The organism is Oceanobacillus picturae (genome assembly GCF_000612865.1).
GTDB classification, from domain to species: domain Bacteria; phylum Bacillota; class Bacilli; order Bacillales; family Amphibacillaceae; genus Oceanobacillus_B; species Oceanobacillus_B jordanicus.
The window spans coordinates 66,370-85,278 of record NZ_CCAX010000001.1 but is presented as its reverse complement, the minus strand read 5'-3'; the positions used below and the strand labels follow the sequence as shown (position 1 = coordinate 85,278).

Here is an 18,909-nt window from a genome sequence, read left to right as displayed (position 1 = left end):
GTCTAACTATCTCTTTTATCTTTCTTCAATTGAAACGTATTTAGGTGATCTTGGTCCATTGTACTCAGCACGTGGACGAATCAGTCGGTTATTTGAGTATTGCTCAAGAATATGGGCAAGCCATCCTGATGTACGACTCACTGCGAAGATTGGTGTAAACAGGTCATGGTCGATTCCCAAGCTATGGTAAACACTAGCAGAATAGAAATCTACATTTGCAGGAAGACCTTTTGTCTCTTTAATATAGTCTTCAATCTCGACCGACATATTGTACCATTTAGATTGTCCTGTAAGCTCTGTAAGCTGTCTGGACATTTCCTTCAAGAATTTAGCACGTGGGTCACCATCACGGTAGACGCGGTGCCCCATCCCCATAATTTTTTCTTTGTTATCTAACATTTTTTTAATGTAAGGGATCGCATTTTCTTCTTCGCCGATCTCTGTAAGCATTTGCATAACTCGTTCATTTGCTCCACCATGTAATGGCCCTTTTAATGCGCCGATTGCTGCCGTAATGCCTGAATAAACGTCAGATAATGTTGCGACACACACTCTGGCGGTAAAAGTAGAAGCATTAAGCTCATGGTCTGCGTGAAGAACTAACGCTTTATTTATCGCTTCAACTTCGATTGCTTCTGGTTCCTTGCCATTCAGCATATATAAAATATTTTCAGCATAATTATAGTCATGCTTAGGCTGTACTGGCTCCTTACCCTGACGAATTCTTGCGAAAGCAGTTACAATTGTTGATATCTTAGCTTGAATTCGTAACGCTTTCCGTTTGTTAGCCACTTCATCCATAACATCTGCTTCTTCATCATACAGACCAAGTAAAGAAACCGCTGTACGTAAAGCTGCCATTGGATGAACGGTAGACAGGTCATAAGAACGCAAATGAGAAATAACTGCATCTGGCAACGACATATTTTCTGCTATCTCTTTTTTGAAAGCATCTAACTCTGACTTATTTGGTAGTTTTTGATTCCATAATAGATAAATTACTTCTTCAAAGCTGGAATTTTCCGCCAAGTCATCGATTTTGTAACCGACATATGTTAGTTGATCATCGATGATGGAGCTTATGGAAGATTGTGTTGCTACAACGCCTTCAAGCCCTTTCGTTGTTGTCATTGAAAACCTCTCCTTTTTCTATTAATTGTTCCATTCAATTAGGACCATTTAAAAATCGACAATATATTCATAGTTTCATATTGCCATCCCCAAGGGTAATTATAAAGTATTTCGAATGTAATGTGAATTGAAACCGATTAAATTACAGATTAATTTTAAAAAAAGTAAATTTTTTCCTTACATTACACCTTTCAAAATCGCCCTAAACTGGTAAGTCTAAACCTTCACTTACAAGCATAAATAAAAAGTATACGTCATTATTTTAATGAATGGGGTCGTTTTATGTACAAGCAGCTTTCTTATCAACTGTTGCGCTTATTTATTGTCATCTTACTATGTACAGTTATTTTCTTAGTGTTTCATTATACTGCCAAATTCATCTATCCACTAATTATTGCCATAATGCTGTCACTGGGTATGCATCCAGCTGTGACTTTTTTACAAAATCGTTTTAAATTTCCTCGGATTGCGGCAACATTGACAGTCATCGTTGCTGCCTTTTTTACGTTTATTAGCTTTATCTTTTTTATTGTAAATGAAATTATTAATGGTGTCATATCTATTGCAGATAAAATCCCCGGTTACTTTGCAAAAGGCACACAGATACTGGACCATCTTACGAACAGCTATCTATTACCCTTTTATCAGAAGTTAGCTTCACTTATTCACACATTAGACGAAGATCAGCAAATTTCAATTAAAGAAAAAGTTACAGATTTTGCAAATAATATGGCAATAGCCGCTGCAGAATTTCTGCAACAGCTACTGTTATCCATACCTGCCTTTGTCAGCACACTTCCAAATTCGGTTACCATTATTATTTTCATCGTTTTGGCTTCTTTTATCATTACAAATGACTGGGATTTATTAAATACGAAAATGAAATCCCTTCTTCCAGCTCGTATTAATAGTTCAGGACAACGAATTATGATTCAACTAAAAAAAGCTACTGCAGGGTATATAAAGGCGCAGGTTACACTTATCTTCATTACATTTATTGTCATACTTATCGGCCTAATCGTACTGCAAGTTGATCATCCACTGACCATTGCCTTCTTGGCAGCATGTGTGGATCTCTTGCCATATGTTGGGACAGGCATCCTATTTATCCCTTGGATTCTCTATCTTTATATGACAGGTAATTTCCCACTGACGATTGGCCTGATTGTTATTTATATGATTATCGTCATTTTACGACAGATCCTAGAACCGAAAGTACTGGCTTCTAGTATTGGGTTACACCCGCTTGCAGCACTTATTATCTTGTTTGTTGGTGTACAAATGCTTGGCATGCTTGGCTTCCTTATTGCGCCTGTACTATTAATTCTTGTTAACGCGTTTTACAAAGCCGAAATACCTCAGAAGATATGGCAATTTATAGTGAAAGGATAACCTACCACTACCATTTGCGATAAATAATGGTGTTCTTACTCATCATCTTCGTAATAAGTTTGCCGATGTAAGCTTTGAACGGTGCTCTTGTATATGGGATAACGAGAATAAAACCGGCGATGTCTGTAATAAAACCAGGTGTGAAAAGAAAAATCCCACCAATTAAAATACAAATACCATCAATGATATAAGGAGTAGGGGCTGATCCATTACGCATAGAGAGTTGCGCTTTGTTCCATGTTTCAACCCCTTGCTGCTTAGCAAGTGAAACACCAATAATTCCAGTAAGGATTATCAAGAGTGCCACCCACCATGGCCCAATCATTCCACCTACCCAAATAAACATTCCTATTTCCAACCCAGATAATAGGAGCATGCTAAGTAACAACCAGCGCATATCAGTACCTCCCTTTAAATAAATTTAATTTAAAATATAAGAAAAAAAGAAGGTCTCCCTTCTTTTTTCTTACGGATTAAAGGACTCTTGTATGACCTTTATAGATATCCCCTTTTGTACCATCAACGGTAATTACCTGTCCTTCTGTGATGACATCAAAGACATCTTTAACGCCAACGATAACTGGAATTCCTAGACTTAATCCCACAACAGCTGCGTGTGAGGTTAGTCCTCCTTCTTCTGTTATAATTGCTCCGGCTTTTTCAATTGCAGGCATCATTTCTCTCTCTGTGCCGTATGTTACTAGAATGTCTCCATCATCCATCTTATCAATGGCTTCTTGTGAACTTTTTGCATGGATAGCTTTTCCATAAGCACTACGTTTTCCAATTCCCTGTCCTTTTGCGATAACGTCCCCAATCACATGTACTTTCAACAGGTTAGTTGTACCACTTTGTCCTACAGGGACACCGGCAGTAATAATTACTCTGCTTCCATGTTCTACAACGCCAGTTTCCAATCCTTTTTCGATAGCAATATCAAGCATTTCATCAGTAGAATTTGCTTTCTCTCCTGGTACAGCGTGTACGCCCCATACAAGAGAAAGTTGACGTTTTACACGATCTGCAAAAGTTACTGCCACAATTGGTGCTTGTGGGCGGTATTTGGAGATCATTCTTGCAGTATGACCACTTTCCGTAGGAGTAATAATCGCACTCACTGACAGATTCATTGCTGTATGTGTAACAGACTGACTAATTGCATCTGTTATCGTCATATCTACATGTTTAGAGCGATCTTTCAGAATGGATTCATGGTTTAGCGCTGTTTCAGCTTTTATTGCGATATTGCTCATCGTTTGAACAGATTCTACTGGATAAATTCCTGCAGCTGTTTCCCCTGAAAGCATGATTGCATCGGTTCCGTCAAAGATAGCATTCGCTACATCGGAAGCTTCTGCTCTTGTCGGACGAGGGTTGCGTTGCATAGAATCAAGCATTTGCGTTGCGGTTATAACAGGCTTCCCTGCTGTATTACATTTTTTAATTAACTGTTTTTGTACAAGCGGTACATCTTCAGGCGGTATTTCTACTCCTAAATCACCACGTGCAACCATAAGCCCATCACTTACTTCCAGGATGCTATCGATATTGTCAACACCCTCCTGGTTTTCAATTTTAGGGATAATTTGAATATGTGAAGCATTGTGTGTATCAAGTAATTCTTTAATTTCCAAGATGTCAGATGGACGACGAACAAAAGATGCTGCGATGAAATCAACATCTTGCTCAATACCAAACGTAATATCGTTGGCGTCTTTATCGGTAATACCTGGTAAATTCACAGATACATTTGGAACATTGACACCTTTTTTATTTTTAATTGTTCCTGAATTTAAAGCTTTTGTTCTTAATTCATTATTATCATGGTCAACACTTAAAACTTCCAATTCAATAAGACCATCATCTAATAATATTTTGGAGCCTTCGTGGACATCATTAATCAGACCGCTGTATGTTACCGAGAATCTTTCAGCAGTACCTTCAAGCTCTTCATTCATGGAAACATATACTTCTTCTCCTTGAATAAGCTCTGCTTCTCCATCACGGAATTTCCCAGTGCGGATTTCTGGTCCCTTTGTATCCAATAAAATAGCTACTGTTTTCCCTGTGTTTTCAGCAGCTTGTCTTATATTTTTAATTCGTGCTCCGTGCTCTTCAAAATCACCGTGGGAAAAATTCAATCTTGCCACGTTCATTCCGGATTCAATTAATTGTTCCAGCTTATCAATAGTCTCCGAAGCTGGCCCAATTGTACATACGATTTTTGTGTTTCTCATTCTAGTTACCTCCTAATGTTCCTATATAGATAATTCTTTTGAAAGCTGGTACATGTCTTTATCGATAGTATGTGGCTGTGCAAGGATTTCCAAAATATCATGGTTTACCAATTTATTATTCTGGATTCCAACCATACGCCCAGCTTCCCCTTTACGTAATAAATCAACAGCATAGCCACCAAGTCGGCTTGCGAGTACACGGTCTGAAGCAGTAGGTGATCCACCACGTTGGATATAACCTAGTACAGTTACCCTTGTTTCCAAGTCTGATGTTTCTTCGATTCGTTTTCCATAATCGAAGCCACTGCCTACACCTTCTGCTAGGACGATGATACTATGCTTTTTCCCACGCTCATGGCCTCGTTTTAGCCGTTCAATGACTTCATCAAATTCGTCTTTTACTTCTGGGATAAGAATACTTTCTGCACCATCAGCAAGTCCCGCCCATAAAGCAAGATCTCCTGCGTCTCTTCCCATTACCTCAATGATATAAGTCCGTTTATGAGAAGTAGCTGTGTCTCTAACCTTATCAATCGCTTCAATTATGGTATTTAACGCTGTATCAAAGCCAATTGTAAAATCAGTTCCAGCAATATCGTTATCAATTGTTCCTGGGATACCAATACAAGGGTAGCCTTTCTCCGTTAGCTTCTGAGCCCCACGAAAACTACCATCTCCACCTATGATAATTAATCCTTCAATTCCAAACTTTTTAAGTTGCTCAATGCCTTTTTCTTGCCCTGCATCTGTTTTGAATTCTTCACTTCTTGCTGAATAAATTATTGTGCCTCCGCGGTGAATAATATCTCCTACAGAGCCTATTTCCATTTTTTCAATATTTCCTTCCATTAATCCTTGATAACCATATTTTATTCCATATACTTCAATATCATGGTAAATGGCTTTTCTAACGACAGCCCGAATAGCTGCGTTCATTCCCGGAGCATCTCCACCACTGGTCAATACACCAATTCTTTTCATATTCGTTCCACCTCTGTCCTCACTGCTAAATATTTCTTCACTATCAAAGATAATGGGAAATAGAAAAAATAGCAATTAATTATACTGTTTCCACAGTGCTAATGAAAGTAATCAGAGGTTGACTCCAAAGTCAACCTCTTCCAAGTATTATTATTATAACCTAAGAACAGTCCAACCTTACAATGTTGTAAAGTCCCCAATTTGCTTATACTTTTCCCAGCGTTTTTCTAATAGTTCCTCTGGAGTATATTTCTTCAACATGCTAAGCGATTGTTCAATGACATGGTCCATATAGTCTGCTTGCTGTTCTAGATCTCTATGGGCCCCACCCTTTGGTTCTGGGATTATATTATCAATCACCTTTAGCTGTTTCAAATCATAGGACGTAATTTTCATTGTTTCCGCAGCTTTTTGTGCTAGGCCGGAATCTTTCCATAAAAGTGCGGCTGCTCCTTCTGGGGAAATCACAGAGTATGTAGAATTCTCCAGCATGTGGATATGATCTCCTACCCCAAGGGCAAGTGCACCACCGCTTCCTCCTTCACCTATCACAATACATATAATTGGAACCTTAAGCCCCGCCATCTCCATTAAGTTTCTAGCGATAGCTTCACTTTGACCACGTTCTTCTGCAGCCTTTCCTGGATAAGCACCTTTTGTATCAATAAAGCAAATGATCGGTCGGTTAAATTTTTCAGCCTGTTTCATGTGCCTTAATGCTTTTCTATATCCTTCAGGATGTGGCATACCAAAATTACGTCTTATATTTTCCTTGGTGTCTTTCCCTCTTTGATGCCCAATGACGGTAACAGGACGGTCCTTGTAATACGCGATACCTGCTACGATTGCTTCGTCATCACCAAATAAACGATCACCGTGAAACTCAATAAAATTACTGAAAAGTTTTTCTATATAATCTAGAGTTGTGGGCCGGTCTTGATGACGGGCCATTTGTACACGCTGCCATGGTTTAAGATTTCCGTATATATCATCTTCAAGAACGGACAATCTTTTTTCCAAAGTACTTATTTCTTCTGATAAGTCAATCTCACTATCCTTCGTGAAATTTTTCAGCTCGGCAATTTTTTCCTTTAAGTTAACAATTGGTTTTTCAAATTCCATCACTTGCTTCACGAAATTTCGCCGCCTTCCTTATGCATGTCAAGTAGCGTAGTAAATAGGGTTTTCATCTCTTGTCGATGAACCACCTTATCCAATTGGCCATGCTTTAATTGGAATTCAGCCGTTTGGAAGTCATCTGGTAATTTCTCCCGTATCGTTTGTTCAATGATTCTTCTCCCGGCAAACCCAATGAGTGCGCCTGGTTCAGCAAAGTTATAATCTCCCAGTGAGGCAAAGCTTGCTGAAACACCACCTGTTGTCGGATGAGTCATAACGGAAATCATTAAACCACCTGCATCGCTGAATCGCTTGATTGCAATAGAGGTTTTTGTCATTTGCATCAGACTAAGAACACCTTCCTGCATTCTGGCCCCACCAGAAGCAGCAAAGATGATAAACGGAAGAGATTCTTCTCTAGCATTTTCAATCGCCCTTGCAATCTTTTCACCTATTACAGAACCCATGCTTCCCATGCGAAAGCTTGAATCCATTACAGCAACTGCTGCTGGCTGGCCGTCAATAAAGCCTTTTCCAGTTATAACGCCTTCGTTCAAACCTGTTTTCAAGCGGTCCTTTTCCATTTTTTCATCGTAACCAGGAAATTGTAATGGATTGCTTGTGATTAAATCCTTATCCCATTCTTGAAAAGATTCCATATCAAAGAGGCATTCAATTCTATCCCATGCTAATAGTGGATGATGATGGCCGCAGTTAGGGCAGACATTTAAATTTTTCTTCATCTCTTTACGGTAGAAAATTTTGTGACACCCATCGCATTTTTGCATTAAACCTTCCGGCACATCTGTTTTCGCCTGGTGATTTGGAATGGTTGCATATTTCTTCCGCTTGCCAAAAAGATCTTTAAGCAAGGTAATTCCTCCTTTTTCAACACCACTTGGCATCATACCATTTTCTTGTCAAGTGCTTGTGCCGAGCTTGCTCAGCTTTATGAACGTCTTTAATAGAATTCAAATTGTTTATAAAAATATAATAAAATTATTCAAATTGATTGTCGTCGTCTTGTACTGCGAGTGACTCGAATAAAGGCTCAATTAACTCATAATTTTTCGTTGAATACAACTCTACAAGCTCTATGTAAAAAACTTTGCTGTAATATAGCTTGTTAATCGTATGGGAGAATTCTTCCATTAGCTGCCAAACCCTGGCTAGCAATAGATTCTCCGACTTTGTAAATAAATATTTAAAGAAAGCAACATGCCGATCGTTTGGCCCCATGACTGGATCATGAAGTAACTGTTCGAGTTTGTCCAAATCCTGCACATTCATTCGGCTAAACGCAAGTTTCGCCGCTTCCTTTTCAAGAATTTTCTTGGCTAGATACAAGTCCTCCCTTGTTCTTGCCTCTTTTAAAATGAAGGATGATAATAGCTCTACAGTTTGATAAGGGCGATACGTACTAAGAAACGTACCTTCCCCTCTTTTCGTCTCGATAAGACCAAGCAGTTCCATTGCTCGTAATGCTTCCCTTACGGAGGATCTGCCTGCCTGCAGTGTATCAGCTAGCTCTCTTTCTGAAGGAAGTTTATCACCGGGCATTAAGTGTTGTTGATCAATGTATTGACGTATTTCCTGCAACACGCCCTGGTATACCTTTTGCTTCGATGACATAGCCACAGACCTGACCCACTCCTTCTACCGCCTATTTATTATCTATTTGGGTTAACCTTCTCGTTTTTTCTGCTATTTCTTCTGGGTCAACTTCAATTCTGGAAACACCAGACTCCATCGCAGCCTGTGCGACTGATTTGGCAACAATTGGTGCCACTCGGGAATCAAATGGTCCAGGGATAACATAATCTTCATTGAGTTCTTCTTCGGTAATCAAGGAAGCAATTGCATTAGCAGCAGCTACTTTCATACGCTCATTAATTCGAGTCGCACGAACATCTAAAGCCCCACGGAAAATCCCCGGGAAAGCCAACACATTATTTACCTGGTTAGGAAAATCAGAACGGCCTGTACCAATTACTCTAGCACCTGCTGCCTTCGCATCCTCTGGCATAATTTCTGGCTCTGGATTTGCCATAGCAAAGATGATGGCATCATCGCTCATTTTACTTACCATTTCTTTCGATAAAGCTCCTGCAACAGAGACTCCTATAAAGACATCGGCATCTTCTAGTATTTCTTCTAGACTGCCTTCTTTCTTCTCTTGATTTGTAAAAGTCGCGACGCGTTCTTTAATATCATTCATGCCATAGGAACGCCCTTCAAATATTGCCCCACGCGAATCACACATAATCATATTACGTACACCAAAATTATATAAAAGTTTAATAATTGCTATCCCTGCAGCACCTGCTCCGTTCGCAACGACTTTGATATCGGAGAAACTTTTTCCAACTAGTTTAAGTGCATTAATTAGTCCAGCAACTGTTACAATTGCTGTTCCGTGTTGATCATCATGAAAAATAGGAATGTTCGTTTCCTTCTTTAACCGGTCTTCAATAATAAAGCAATTCGGTGCGGCGATATCTTCTAAATTAATCCCGCCAAATGTAGGTTCCATTAATTTTACTGTTTGAACAATTTCTTCTACATCCTGTGTCGCCAGGCATATAGGAAATGAATCCACCCCTGCAAAGCTTTTGAAAAGGACTGATTTCCCTTCCATTACCGGCAATGCAGCTTCTGGTCCAATGTTTCCCAATCCTAATACAGCAGATCCGTCACTGACTACTGCAACCATGTTCCCTTTCATTGTGTAATCATAGACTGTTTCCTTGCGATCATAGATTTCCTTACAAGGTTCAGCTACACCTGGAGAATAGGCCAAACTAAGTTCCTCTGCATTTGTAACAGGTACCTTAGATTGGGTAGTAAGCTTCCCTTTGTTCACTTTGTGCATATGCAATGCTTCGTCTCTTAAGCTTGCCATATTAGATTATCGCTCCTTTGTTAGCAGTAGAAATTGCCGTAAAGTGGTCAGACCACCCTTAACCATTACATTATAACAGATGGTAAAACTCTGTAAAGTATAGTTTATTTTGCTGATTTGTCGAGTACAATATTTTCATCGCCAAAATATTGTTTTAAAGCTTGTACGCATTTATACGAAGGATCTACAAAGTATTCACTATCAAGCTTGTAAGATTTTCGTTGTTTTTGCCGAAAGACAATAATGGGTACAGCACCGGGGTGCTCCTTCACAATTTCCCGGATCGCTTTTAAGTCTTCCTCATTGTCCTCGCCCGTTGTACGGATAAACAGTCTTTCTTCTTTCTCCGTTTTCTCTAATGCTGCTTCTTCGAAGGACGTTAAATTACTTAGCAGTAATTGCTTCGTTCCATTACGTTCCTCCACTCTTCCTTTAACCATAACTACATTCTCTTCTTCTATTAATTTCCTAGTGTTTCGATATAGCTCTGGAAACGCCACTGCATCCATGTCACCCGTTTCATCATTAAGCGTAAGAAATGCCATATTTTCTCCACGCTTCGTGCGGATTGTTTTGATGCGTTGAATCATGACGGTACACTGTACTTCTTTTTTAGTTTCTAGAGCTAATGCCGCAGAAATAGATAAATTACCAATTCTCCTCAGCGAATCCCTGTAAGCATGCAAAGGATGGCTGGATATATAAATTCCCAGAAGGTCTTTTTCATCTGACAATTTTTTCAGCGGACTAAAATCCTCTATTTCGACATAATCTGCCTCAAGTTCAATTTTATCCTGAAACAGACTCGGCTGGTCTTGAAATTCTTTGAACAGCTCTCCTTGCTCTAGCGCCCGGTCGATTGACGCTAGAAGACTAGCCCTATTATCTTTTGTTTCATCAAAGGCTCCAGCCATAATAAGGAGTTCCAATGTCTTTCTGTTCACCATTTTATGGGACACACGCAGACAAAAATCGAACAGGTCTTTAAACGGGGCATCCTTCCTTACACGAATAATCTCTTGTACCACTTGATTGCCAACCCCTTTAATAGAAGAAAGCCCCATACGAATACCAGAACCTTCTACAGAAAAACGGCCATAGCTAAAGTTAATAGATGGCGCTGCGAGTTGTATTCCCAGCTCTTTAATTTCTTGAATATATTGATGCATTTTTTCCTGCTGATTGGCTACAGAACTTAGCAACTCGGTAAAAAAGGCAGCTGGATAGTGTGCTTTTAAAAAGGCAAGCTGATAGGATATTATACTGTAGGCCACAGCGTGGCTACGATTAAATCCATAATTTGCAAAGCGAACAATCCAAGCAAAAATCTCCTCACCAACTGCTTTGTCGTAGCCATGTTGCAGACAGCCTTGTACGAAAATTTCCTTTTGCTCTTGTAATACATGTTCTTGCTTTTTACTAATAGCACGACGTAAAACATCCGCCTCGCCTAAGGACATGCCGGCAATTTTATTGGCAATCTGCATAATCTGTTCCTGATAAACTAAGACACCATAAGTATTGGCTAAAATTGGCTCTAGATCCGGATGCGGATAACTAATCTGTTCGTTGTTATTCTTACGCTTTATATAGGTTGGAATGTACTCCATCGGACCTGGACGATAAAGGGCGTTCACGGCAACAATATCTTCAAAGGATGTAGGCTGTAAATTACGTAGAACCTGTTGCATTCCCTGTGACTCAAGCTGAAAGACACCATTTGTTTTTCCTTGTCTAAGCAAGGAAAAAGTCTTGTCATCTCCTTGTTCGAGGTTATGTACATCGACCTGCTTCTTATAGGAAAAATGAATGTTTCGGACGACTCGCTCAATTAGAGATAGGTTACGCAAACCTAGTAAATCGATTTTAAGCAGTCCTAACTCTTCAAGCTCATTCATTGGAAACTGTGTAAGCATTGTGGTGCCTGTCCCAGGTCTTAATGGGATATGTTCCACAAGAGCTTCTTCACTAATAACGACCCCCGCAGCATGTGTTGAGACGTGTCGCGGTAATCCCTCTAATCTAGCCGCTATGGAAAACAATGTTTTTAATTGAGGAGACTGTTTTATATAGGAAACAAGCTCCGCTGACTGCTTTACAAGCTCTGGGATCGGTAACTTAGCTTGCAATGGGATATGCTTTAATATATATGTTGTATCCTGTTGATCTATTTCCATCGTCTTCATTACTTCTCGAAGAATTGATCTTGCTGCAAAGGTACCGAATGTAATAATTTGTGCTACATGGTCATCTCCATATTTATCTCGCACATATTCAATTACTTCATCTCTTCTCGTATCTGAAAAGTCAATATCAATATCTGGCATTGTCCGTCTTTCAGGGTTTAGAAATCTTTCAAACAGCAAGTTATATTTTATCGGATCAACATCAATAATTTCCAGTAAATAGGCCACTAAAGAACCTGCTGCTGATCCCCTACCCGGACCAACCATAATTCGATTAGCTTTGGCGTATTGGATAAAATCAGCTACGATCAGAAAATAATCACTAAATCCCATCTCTGCAATAATGCGTAATTCCACTTCAAGTCGATTTTTAACTTCTTCTGTAACTGGGTTATATTTCTTATTTAGATTTTCAAAGCATTTAGCCTCTAGATACGTTTGCGCATCCGTATGATCTGGCACAGGAAAGGATGGAAGCAGTGGCTTTCCAAATTGTATCGAGACATTACATTTTTGTTTTATCGCTTCTGTCTCAAGTAAAACCTCTGGCCAAAAGGGATGGAAAGAATTCTCCATCTCCTCAGATGATGTAAGGTATCGCTCTGAGTTACCTGCCCCGTTCTGACTCACTTCCCAACTCTCACCATTTTTCATTGACTGCAAGCAATCAAATACAATATCATCTTGTGCATTTAAGTAGCGTACGTCATGTATTACTGTGACTGCTACACCAGCTCGTTCATTTAAGTCCTTAAGGACAGAATGCATTTTTTCATCATTTGAAATTCGAATATTCTGTATACCTAAATAAAAGTCTTCTTTTTCAAAGAGGCTCTCCCAGTTTTTTATGTAGGACTGTAATTGTTCAAACGTTTCGGTTTCCATACGGGTTCTAAATGTGGAGTTACTTAGCGTGAATATCGCAACCACATCTTGTGCTAGATTTTGCAGCATTTCCGCATCAATCGTTTCCTGGTCTTGTTGTTGAATCCATGTGCTGATTTTAATAAGCGATTGATAGCCCGTATTATTTTTTGCCAGCAACACACATTGCTCCTGGTTGTCTTCTTTATCTTCTATTTGAATGATCATCCCGATAATTGGTTTGATTCCCTTTTCCTTACATGCCTTATAAAAAGGAATAGTGCCATAAAGGGCATTCTCATCTGTTAACGCGATCGCATCAAAATTTAGTTCACTTGCTCTTTGTACTAGCTTTTCTATCGTGATGGTGCTATTAAAAAAACTATAGCCACTTCTAACTTGCAAATGCGTATATGACATAGTATCCCGCCTTCTATTCTTTCACTCCTATTATAACAATCTCTATAGAACATGCATACGTATATGCTGATTATTTATCATAACGCCTTCAATCTCCTCATAAAATGGTAAGGACATGCCTTCGGAAGGAGTCGTTTTCATGGAAGAACGTTTTTTCGCTACTGCCATACATTGCTTCTTTATCGCCTTTGGCGTAATGGTGGGCGGATCTATTATCGGAAGTATTGGGGAATTCGCTACAGGGGATGCTCCATTATCGGCAATCGCCACTATTGCAAAAAAACTGCGTATTTGGGCAATCGCTGCAGCAATTGGGGGAACATTTGATGCACTTAGCAATTTTGAAAGAGGAATTTTTGATGGTTCAACCATGGATATCTTTCGCCAAATTGTATTGATACTTTGTGCTATGGGTGGCGTTAAGACTGCCGTCATGCTCATTGAATGGCTCATCCAAGAGGAAGTATCCTAATGCATATTCCACCTTACCATAAGAAGAAAACATGGCAGCGTTTCTTTGCAGGTTCACTAGTCGGTGGAATTATTGCATACATTATTTTTATTTTTATGCATGGCACCATGTATGAAAATCAGCTGAAAGAAAATCTTGAACTTACTTCCCAAGTTAATGACTTAAAAAATCAAAATGAGGCACTCTTAAAGGATACGGAAAACTTAAAAACCCCCGTTACTGTTTCGGCGATAGATATAACAATTGAAAATGCGGAGGAAATTTCATTGGACAGTCTCGTTGTTCCAAAACTTGAAGAATTAGTAAAGGATGAAATAAGTCATATTACGGGGCAAAGTGTCTCTATTGTCGACGAAATCGACCAACTCCTCATTTCTGCTATTGAAAATAAGGAATATACCATAGACGATATTCATTACCAATTTACCGTTCGAAAACTAACCATATCCGAAACAGTCAAAGTCTTTCTAGAAGCAGAAACCGTAAATTAGTAGTCAAATTGAAGAACACATGGCCCTAGCCTCTAACTCAACATGTCGAGACACCGCCATGTTGTTGGAGATAAAAGAATTATACCGGATACAATTTGATTTTATTATCAATAGAGAGACACCTTTTACCTATCCTTTTTCATATAATATCCTTAAAAAGGGGAATGGTTATAAGATGCTCATCATGTCTTATTATAAACTGCGCGATGAAAAGCTAGCTCAATTAAGAAATGGCCACACTGCATACGCTAAATCCCGCGAACTTATTAGAATTCTAAAACGCGGAATTGAAAAGGAGCAACTACAAGTTCACTATGACGAAACCCAAAAAGGCTGCTGGATTATTCCACTCATCCCTGAAAAATATAACTATACTTAAACTCCAAAGAAAAAGCCAAACGTATTCGAACTTCAGATACAGTCGAATTCGTCTGGCTTATTTCGGCTTAGCAGTATATGCTTCCCCTAATCGCTCTGTCTATCATTTAAATGCCTTGCAAACTTCCTCTAAATCTTGTACAACCTGTTCTGCTTCTTCCCAGCTGTATACGGTTGCTCCTGAAGCCATTGGATGACCGCCACCATTATACTTTGCGGCAATCTCGTTTACAATCGGACCTTTAGATCTTAGTCTAACACGGATTAAGTCCTCTTCCTCAATAAAAAACACCCATGCTTTTATTCCTTCCACTTCGCCTAAGATACCTACAAGTTGCCCTGTCTCAACTGGTTCCACCTGAAAAGAGTCTAGAATGTCCTTGGTTAGTTTAATTGTACTTAAGCCATTTGGTGATATTTCATAGCGTTGAAGAACATAGCCACGGAGTCTTGCAATATGCTGCTTAACGTTATATATGCCGTCATAAAGTGCCGTTCTGTCAAACTCATATGTTACAAGATCAGAGGCATATTGAAAAGTTTTCTTCGTTGTACTCGGGAATAGGAACCTTCCAGTGTCCCCTACAATGCCAGCATAAAGAGAAGCTGCTGATTTATCATTCAGTTGTAAGCCTTCCTCTTTTCCATGAAGGTACAACTCATAAATCATTTCACTTGTAGAACTTGCTTCCGTATTTATCCAGCGTAGATCTCCATATGGATCTATATTAGGATGATGGTCAATTTTAATTAATTTGTCGCCAAGATTATAGCGAGAATCACTTATTCTATCGGTATTGGCTGTATCACAGGTTATGACAAGCGCCTGCTTATACGTATCATCTGGTATCACATCCATTTTCAATAAAAACTCCAGGGAGGCATCTACTTCTCCTACTGCATATACCTTTTTATCTGGAAATGATGCTTGAATGATTTCTTTTAGCCCGCCTTGAGACCCAAGCGCATCGGGGTCTGGACGGACGTGTCTATGAATTATGATCGTGTCATAGGCCTTAATTGTGTCTATTATTTGCTGAATCGACATTTCGTTACCTCCACAATTTTCATTTCTTTCTGGCTAAACCGATACAAAAAAGTTACAATATATAAAGATGCATCAGTCAGTCCACCGGGCTGGATCTGGTTTAGTCGCATTATAATAAGTAAAACGGTTTATCCGTATACATACTTTCTAGGAGTGATTTCATGTTTATTTTCCCGGTTATTATCATCCTATCCGTTGTGTTCTATGTGTACTACAAGGTTGCGATCTTAAAAACAAAGGATCGTCTCACACAGGTTTATTTTAACGCAAGATCCCGTATGTGCCTAGGTAGCTTCGTGTTATTCTTTGGCGTTAATCAATATGTGTATTATCAAACCCAATTATCTCTTTTTATCGGTATCTTATTCTTCGCACTAGGCGGTTTTCAACTTTACACTGGGTTTAAGGAAGCAAGACATTATAAAAATGAATACAGGCGGTTAAATCCTGCAGGTTATAAAGCTGACGAATAGTGTCAGCTTTTTAATTTGGACCTTACTAACGATCAATCAATTGGGCCATGATTAAGCCTTTCCCTGCAATTTTTCGTTCATTGTAAACTTCCACTTCTATTTTCGCATACATTCTGCCTGCTTCTAACAACTTTGGTTTAATCACAAGCTTGCTGTCAATTTGCATTGGCTTAAGAAAATATACGGTGAGGTTTTCAACTACTAAATCACCTTTTTTGTAATGCATTAACAGTCGACTGCTCGCTTCAGTGATTAAGGAAGTAAACACTCCATTGGAAAGCGTTCCAAGTTGATTCGTCATTTGCGGAGTTACATCTGCATGGTACACCGGTTTATCATCCTCAGAATCAATTAACGATCGTGACACAATATCGTCAATGGTCTCTCCAACCTGTGGTTGCCGCTGAATTTGCTGTAAGGCTTTTAGGACGTCCTGCCTGGAAATAACCCCTTGTAGACGAGAGGCTTGGTCAACTACCGGAACGACTTCGATGCCTTCCCATACCATCATATGCGCAACAGAGGCTAGTGACGTTTTCGCCTGGACGACCTGTGGGTTCTTGCTCATAACCTTATCGATTAACAGACTAGCTTCTTTGGCTACCACATCTTTTGAAGTAACCATTCCTAATACCCTATTGCTATCATCGATAACCGGAAATCTCGTATGGCCAGATTTTTCATTTAACTCATACCATTCGCCAACTGTGTCCCCGGCCTGTAAAAACCAAGAGACTTCATAAGGAGTGAAAATATCCCCAACAAAAACAATTTCCTTTTTGATTAGTTGGTCATATATGGCCCGATTAATCATGGCAGCTACAGTAAATGTGTCGTAACTTGTGGAAATAATCGGCAATTCTTTTTCATCTGCCAATCGTTTTATATGGTCCTCTGTATCAAACCCACCGGTAATTAATACTGCAGCGCCTTCATTTAATGCTAATTCATGGGCTTCGACACGATTCCCGATGATTAATAGGGAGTTGGCCTCTGTATAGCGCATCATGGCGTCAAGCTGCATAGCACCGATCACAAATTTATTTAATGTTTTGTGTAGTCCTGTCTTTCCACCAAGAACTTGTCCATCAATAATATTAATTACCTCTGCAAAGGAAAGCCTCTCGAAGTTCTCTCTGTTTTTTCTTTCGATTCGAATGGTCCCCACTCGTTCTATGGTACTAACGATTCCCTGATTCTCTGCTTCTTTAATTGCACGATATGCTGTCCCATCACTTACACCTAGTTCTTTTGCAATTTGCCTTACTGAAATTTTATGGCCTACAGATAGGGACAGGATATGTTGAATAATTTGCTCATGTTTCGTTGCCAATGGTGTCCCACCAACTTTCAACTGTACTAGTACGATATTTAACTTTTATTATACAGTTGTTCTTAGTGAAACTCAATAATTATGGGACTTGCGCCGCTCTGATTCTTGCTGTTCCATAATTGGTGGTTTGGTCATTTGTAAAAACGTTGCAAAGTTAGCTCCAACAACTAAGAACAGAAAGCCGAGCCATCCTCCCCAAAACACCATTTCCACTGTCGTGTTTGCATAGGGAATTACCGGCCAAGCAAAATATAGCAAAAATCCCGCTAACAATAGCCTTAAAATAGCATAGTTTCGCATAATATCTCCTCCTATTGACCAATGTATGAAAAAAGTCCATAAAACAGAACTTGATCAATCGGAGATGCACCGGTGAAAAAAGGTTAAAAAAATAGCCCTCTGTGAGGCTATTCCGCATAGTAAGTAGAAAAGGAAATGGATGCAAATAACGAATCCCCGTCCTGGTTCAAATTTAATGTTTCGATTGTAATTAATCTTTCCCCTTCAAGTAAGGCATCTAAGAACTGATTTACTTTCTCCACACTTTCACCAGTGACCTCCATCGTATAGGTAGCTTCCTCAACCCCTGTTGTCTCTTCTTCCGTAACGTCGGTATCTTCCGTATTTCCGTTCATTGCACCTATATAATCAATACGTATGTCATTGGAATTTGCCAACTTCTGTATCTCGCGTAATAAGGAATCCATTGCTAAATAATCAGGAATCAACTGCGTAATAGTCGTAAAATCTTCCGTGACATCTTTCTCCGTTTTACCGTTGCTGGCAGTAACTTGTTTTTCAAACATGGATACCTGGCTATGTAGACTATCCGCTTCACTTTTCTGTGGTTTTACCATAAGTTGATATCCTAATAAATATACGAGGACGAGTACAATTAGTGAGCTGACCAACACAAATAAATGCTTTTTATTTAATGCCTTCCTCATGTGTGCTCAGCTCCTCCATTAGAATTTCTTCTTGCAATTGAACAGTTAACACAGCTTCATAGTTTTCTTCCATTGTGATAACACTCGTTAACTGTACCTCTGACACATACGTTAGATCTGACACCTCAGCGATAAACTTTGCCACATCGTCCATACTTGGGTAACTTGCTGTCACAACAAATGAATTTGCAGAAACATTTTCATAGCTCACTAGTTGTTCGGCTCCACCAAATAATCCGTACACAACATGAAAGAGAGGTATTACTGGCGTGGCTTCTCCTTTAATTCCTTGTATCTCATTAAGCAGTTGCTCCATTTCTCTTGTTCCCGCAGTGTCTTGTTGCTGCTCAGCAATTTTAATCTCCAACTCTGTTAGATAGGTTTCAGAAGCAGAAATTTCTTTCTCCACGCTATTTTTCTGGAATAATAAAACGGTCAATATACTACAGGCAAGAAGCAAAAACACACCTGTAGAAAAGATTAGGAAAAGCTTCTTATTTGGTTGCTTTTTAATAAAATTAATTTCCGTAGTCAT

At 39.3% G+C, this 18,909-nt stretch carries 19 protein-coding genes; 5 read left to right on the top strand and 14 right to left on the bottom strand.

The genetic code is table 11. From position 1 onward, the window contains the following. Positions 1–15: 15 nt before the first annotated feature. Positions 16–1,131: a citrate synthase gene (citZ, locus tag BN988_RS00425; protein ID WP_036572138.1), complete on the bottom strand. Its 1,116-nt coding sequence runs from the start codon at positions 1,129–1,131 to the stop codon at positions 16–18. A gap of 282 nt (positions 1,132–1,413) precedes the next feature. Here citZ and ytvI point away from each other — a divergent pair, with 282 nt between their 5' ends. Further along, positions 1,414–2,523: a sporulation integral membrane protein YtvI gene (ytvI, locus tag BN988_RS00420; protein ID WP_036572135.1), complete on the top strand. Its 1,110-nt coding sequence runs from the start codon at positions 1,414–1,416 to the stop codon at positions 2,521–2,523. Between the two features lie 7 nt (positions 2,524–2,530). Here the strand turns inward: ytvI and BN988_RS00415 are convergent, their stop codons facing one another. The 8 genes from BN988_RS00415 to dnaE all read right to left on the bottom strand — a co-directional run bounded on the left by BN988_RS00415 (position 2,531) and on the right by dnaE (position 13,232). Continuing rightward, positions 2,531–2,920: an FxsA family protein gene (locus BN988_RS00415; RefSeq protein ID WP_036572134.1), complete on the bottom strand. Its 390-nt coding sequence runs from the start codon at positions 2,918–2,920 to the stop codon at positions 2,531–2,533. A gap of 76 nt (positions 2,921–2,996) precedes the next feature. Further along, a complete protein-coding gene (gene pyk / locus BN988_RS00410; RefSeq protein ID WP_036572131.1) occupies positions 2,997–4,760 on the bottom strand; it encodes a pyruvate kinase in 1,764 nt (587 codons plus the stop codon). Positions 4,761–4,781: 21 nt separating this feature from the next. After that, the gene (pfkA, locus tag BN988_RS00405) at positions 4,782–5,741 is read right to left on the bottom strand and encodes a 6-phosphofructokinase (protein WP_036572129.1); all 960 of its coding nucleotides are present in this window, start codon (positions 5,739–5,741) and stop codon (positions 4,782–4,784) included. Between the two features lie 177 nt (positions 5,742–5,918). Beyond that, complete coding sequence (accA, locus tag BN988_RS00400) at positions 5,919–6,863, bottom strand: acetyl-CoA carboxylase carboxyl transferase subunit alpha (RefSeq protein WP_036576210.1); 945 nt, start codon at positions 6,861–6,863, stop codon at positions 5,919–5,921. An 8-nt stretch (positions 6,864–6,871) separates the two neighbouring features. Further along, positions 6,872–7,732, bottom strand: coding sequence for an acetyl-CoA carboxylase, carboxyltransferase subunit beta (gene accD / locus BN988_RS00395; RefSeq protein WP_036572128.1), 861 nt, complete (start codon positions 7,730–7,732; stop codon positions 6,872–6,874). A 127-nt stretch (positions 7,733–7,859) separates the two neighbouring features. Further along, entirely contained in the window at positions 7,860–8,492 is a 633-nt protein-coding gene (locus BN988_RS00390) for a FadR/GntR family transcriptional regulator (protein WP_315970419.1), read from the bottom strand. 31 nt (positions 8,493–8,523) lie between these two features. Continuing rightward, on the bottom strand, positions 8,524–9,762 hold the full coding sequence (locus BN988_RS00385; protein ID WP_036572126.1) for an NAD(P)-dependent malic enzyme: 1,239 nt from the start codon (positions 9,760–9,762) through the stop codon (positions 8,524–8,526). Positions 9,763–9,866: 104 nt separating this feature from the next. Beyond that, a complete protein-coding gene (gene dnaE, locus BN988_RS00380) occupies positions 9,867–13,232 on the bottom strand; it encodes a DNA polymerase III subunit alpha (protein ID WP_036572125.1) in 3,366 nt (1,121 codons plus the stop codon). A gap of 139 nt (positions 13,233–13,371) precedes the next feature. On the opposite strand from dnaE, the gene BN988_RS00375 reads away from it, so the two are divergent. The 3 genes from BN988_RS00375 (at position 13,372) to BN988_RS00365 (ending at position 14,574) form a co-directional block, all read left to right on the top strand. Continuing rightward, the gene (locus BN988_RS00375; protein WP_036572123.1) at positions 13,372–13,704 is read left to right on the top strand and encodes a YtrH family sporulation protein; all 333 of its coding nucleotides are present in this window, start codon (positions 13,372–13,374) and stop codon (positions 13,702–13,704) included. Then, on the top strand, positions 13,704–14,195 hold the full coding sequence (gene ytrI, locus BN988_RS00370) for a sporulation membrane protein YtrI (protein WP_036572122.1): 492 nt from the start codon (positions 13,704–13,706) through the stop codon (positions 14,193–14,195). The genes BN988_RS00375 and ytrI overlap by 1 nt, the downstream gene beginning before the upstream one ends. 184 nt (positions 14,196–14,379) lie before the next feature. Continuing rightward, entirely contained in the window at positions 14,380–14,574 is a 195-nt protein-coding gene (locus tag BN988_RS00365; protein WP_231495179.1) for a hypothetical protein, read from the top strand. A gap of 102 nt (positions 14,575–14,676) precedes the next feature. Here the strand turns inward: BN988_RS00365 and BN988_RS00360 are convergent, their stop codons facing one another. Then, positions 14,677–15,621, bottom strand: a complete 945-nt coding sequence (locus BN988_RS00360) for a DHH family phosphoesterase (protein WP_036572119.1) — start codon at positions 15,619–15,621, stop codon at positions 14,677–14,679. 161 nt (positions 15,622–15,782) lie between these two features. On the opposite strand from BN988_RS00360, the gene BN988_RS00355 reads away from it, so the two are divergent. Beyond that, positions 15,783–16,094: a YtpI family protein gene (locus BN988_RS00355; protein ID WP_036572118.1), complete on the top strand. Its 312-nt coding sequence runs from the start codon at positions 15,783–15,785 to the stop codon at positions 16,092–16,094. Between the two features lie 25 nt (positions 16,095–16,119). Here BN988_RS00355 and BN988_RS00350 read toward each other — a convergent pair whose 3' ends face one another. From BN988_RS00350 to BN988_RS00335, 4 genes are all read right to left on the bottom strand, one after another. Next, positions 16,120–17,427: a DRTGG domain-containing protein gene (locus BN988_RS00350; protein WP_036572116.1), complete on the bottom strand. Its 1,308-nt coding sequence runs from the start codon at positions 17,425–17,427 to the stop codon at positions 16,120–16,122. Positions 17,428–17,499: 72 nt separating this feature from the next. Further along, positions 17,500–17,727, bottom strand: a complete 228-nt coding sequence (locus tag BN988_RS00345) for a hypothetical protein (protein ID WP_036572115.1) — start codon at positions 17,725–17,727, stop codon at positions 17,500–17,502. A gap of 107 nt (positions 17,728–17,834) precedes the next feature. Next, positions 17,835–18,374 (bottom strand): type 4a pilus biogenesis protein PilO, encoded by a 540-nt coding sequence (pilO, locus tag BN988_RS00340; RefSeq protein ID WP_036572114.1) that lies wholly within the window; start codon positions 18,372–18,374, stop codon positions 17,835–17,837. Beyond that, a complete protein-coding gene (locus BN988_RS00335) occupies positions 18,355–18,909 on the bottom strand; it encodes a hypothetical protein (RefSeq protein ID WP_036572112.1) in 555 nt (184 codons plus the stop codon). The genes pilO and BN988_RS00335 overlap by 20 nt, the downstream gene beginning before the upstream one ends.

What these genes read in the sequence shown, in the direction of transcription:
- citZ (WP_036572138.1), bottom strand. Translation starts at nt 1,131, where the DNA reads ATGACAACAACGAAAGGGCTTGAAGGCGTTGTAGCAACACAATCTTCC.
- ytvI (WP_036572135.1), top strand. Translation starts at nt 1,414, where the DNA reads ATGTACAAGCAGCTTTCTTATCAACTGTTGCGCTTATTTATTGTCATC.
- BN988_RS00415 (WP_036572134.1), bottom strand. Translation starts at nt 2,920, where the DNA reads ATGCGCTGGTTGTTACTTAGCATGCTCCTATTATCTGGGTTGGAAATA.
- pyk (WP_036572131.1), bottom strand. Translation starts at nt 4,760, where the DNA reads ATGAGAAACACAAAAATCGTATGTACAATTGGGCCAGCTTCGGAGACT.
- pfkA (WP_036572129.1), bottom strand. Translation starts at nt 5,741, where the DNA reads ATGAAAAGAATTGGTGTATTGACCAGTGGTGGAGATGCTCCGGGAATG.
- accA (WP_036576210.1), bottom strand. Translation starts at nt 6,863, where the DNA reads ATGGAATTTGAAAAACCAATTGTTAACTTAAAGGAAAAAATTGCCGAG.
- BN988_RS00390 (WP_315970419.1), bottom strand. Translation starts at nt 8,492, where the DNA reads ATGTCATCGAAGCAAAAGGTATACCAGGGCGTGTTGCAGGAAATACGT.
- BN988_RS00385 (WP_036572126.1), bottom strand. Translation starts at nt 9,762, where the DNA reads ATGGCAAGCTTAAGAGACGAAGCATTGCATATGCACAAAGTGAACAAA.
- dnaE (WP_036572125.1), bottom strand. Translation starts at nt 13,232, where the DNA reads ATGTCATATACGCATTTGCAAGTTAGAAGTGGCTATAGTTTTTTTAAT.
- BN988_RS00375 (WP_036572123.1), top strand. Translation starts at nt 13,372, where the DNA reads ATGGAAGAACGTTTTTTCGCTACTGCCATACATTGCTTCTTTATCGCC.
- ytrI (WP_036572122.1), top strand. Translation starts at nt 13,704, where the DNA reads ATGCATATTCCACCTTACCATAAGAAGAAAACATGGCAGCGTTTCTTT.
- BN988_RS00365 (WP_231495179.1), top strand. Translation starts at nt 14,380, where the DNA reads ATGTCTTATTATAAACTGCGCGATGAAAAGCTAGCTCAATTAAGAAAT.
- BN988_RS00360 (WP_036572119.1), bottom strand. Translation starts at nt 15,621, where the DNA reads ATGTCGATTCAGCAAATAATAGACACAATTAAGGCCTATGACACGATC.
- BN988_RS00355 (WP_036572118.1), top strand. Translation starts at nt 15,783, where the DNA reads ATGTTTATTTTCCCGGTTATTATCATCCTATCCGTTGTGTTCTATGTG.
- BN988_RS00345 (WP_036572115.1), bottom strand. Translation starts at nt 17,727, where the DNA reads ATGCGAAACTATGCTATTTTAAGGCTATTGTTAGCGGGATTTTTGCTA.
- pilO (WP_036572114.1), bottom strand. Translation starts at nt 18,374, where the DNA reads ATGAGGAAGGCATTAAATAAAAAGCATTTATTTGTGTTGGTCAGCTCA.
- BN988_RS00335 (WP_036572112.1), bottom strand. Translation starts at nt 18,909, where the DNA reads ATGACTACGGAAATTAATTTTATTAAAAAGCAACCAAATAAGAAGCTT.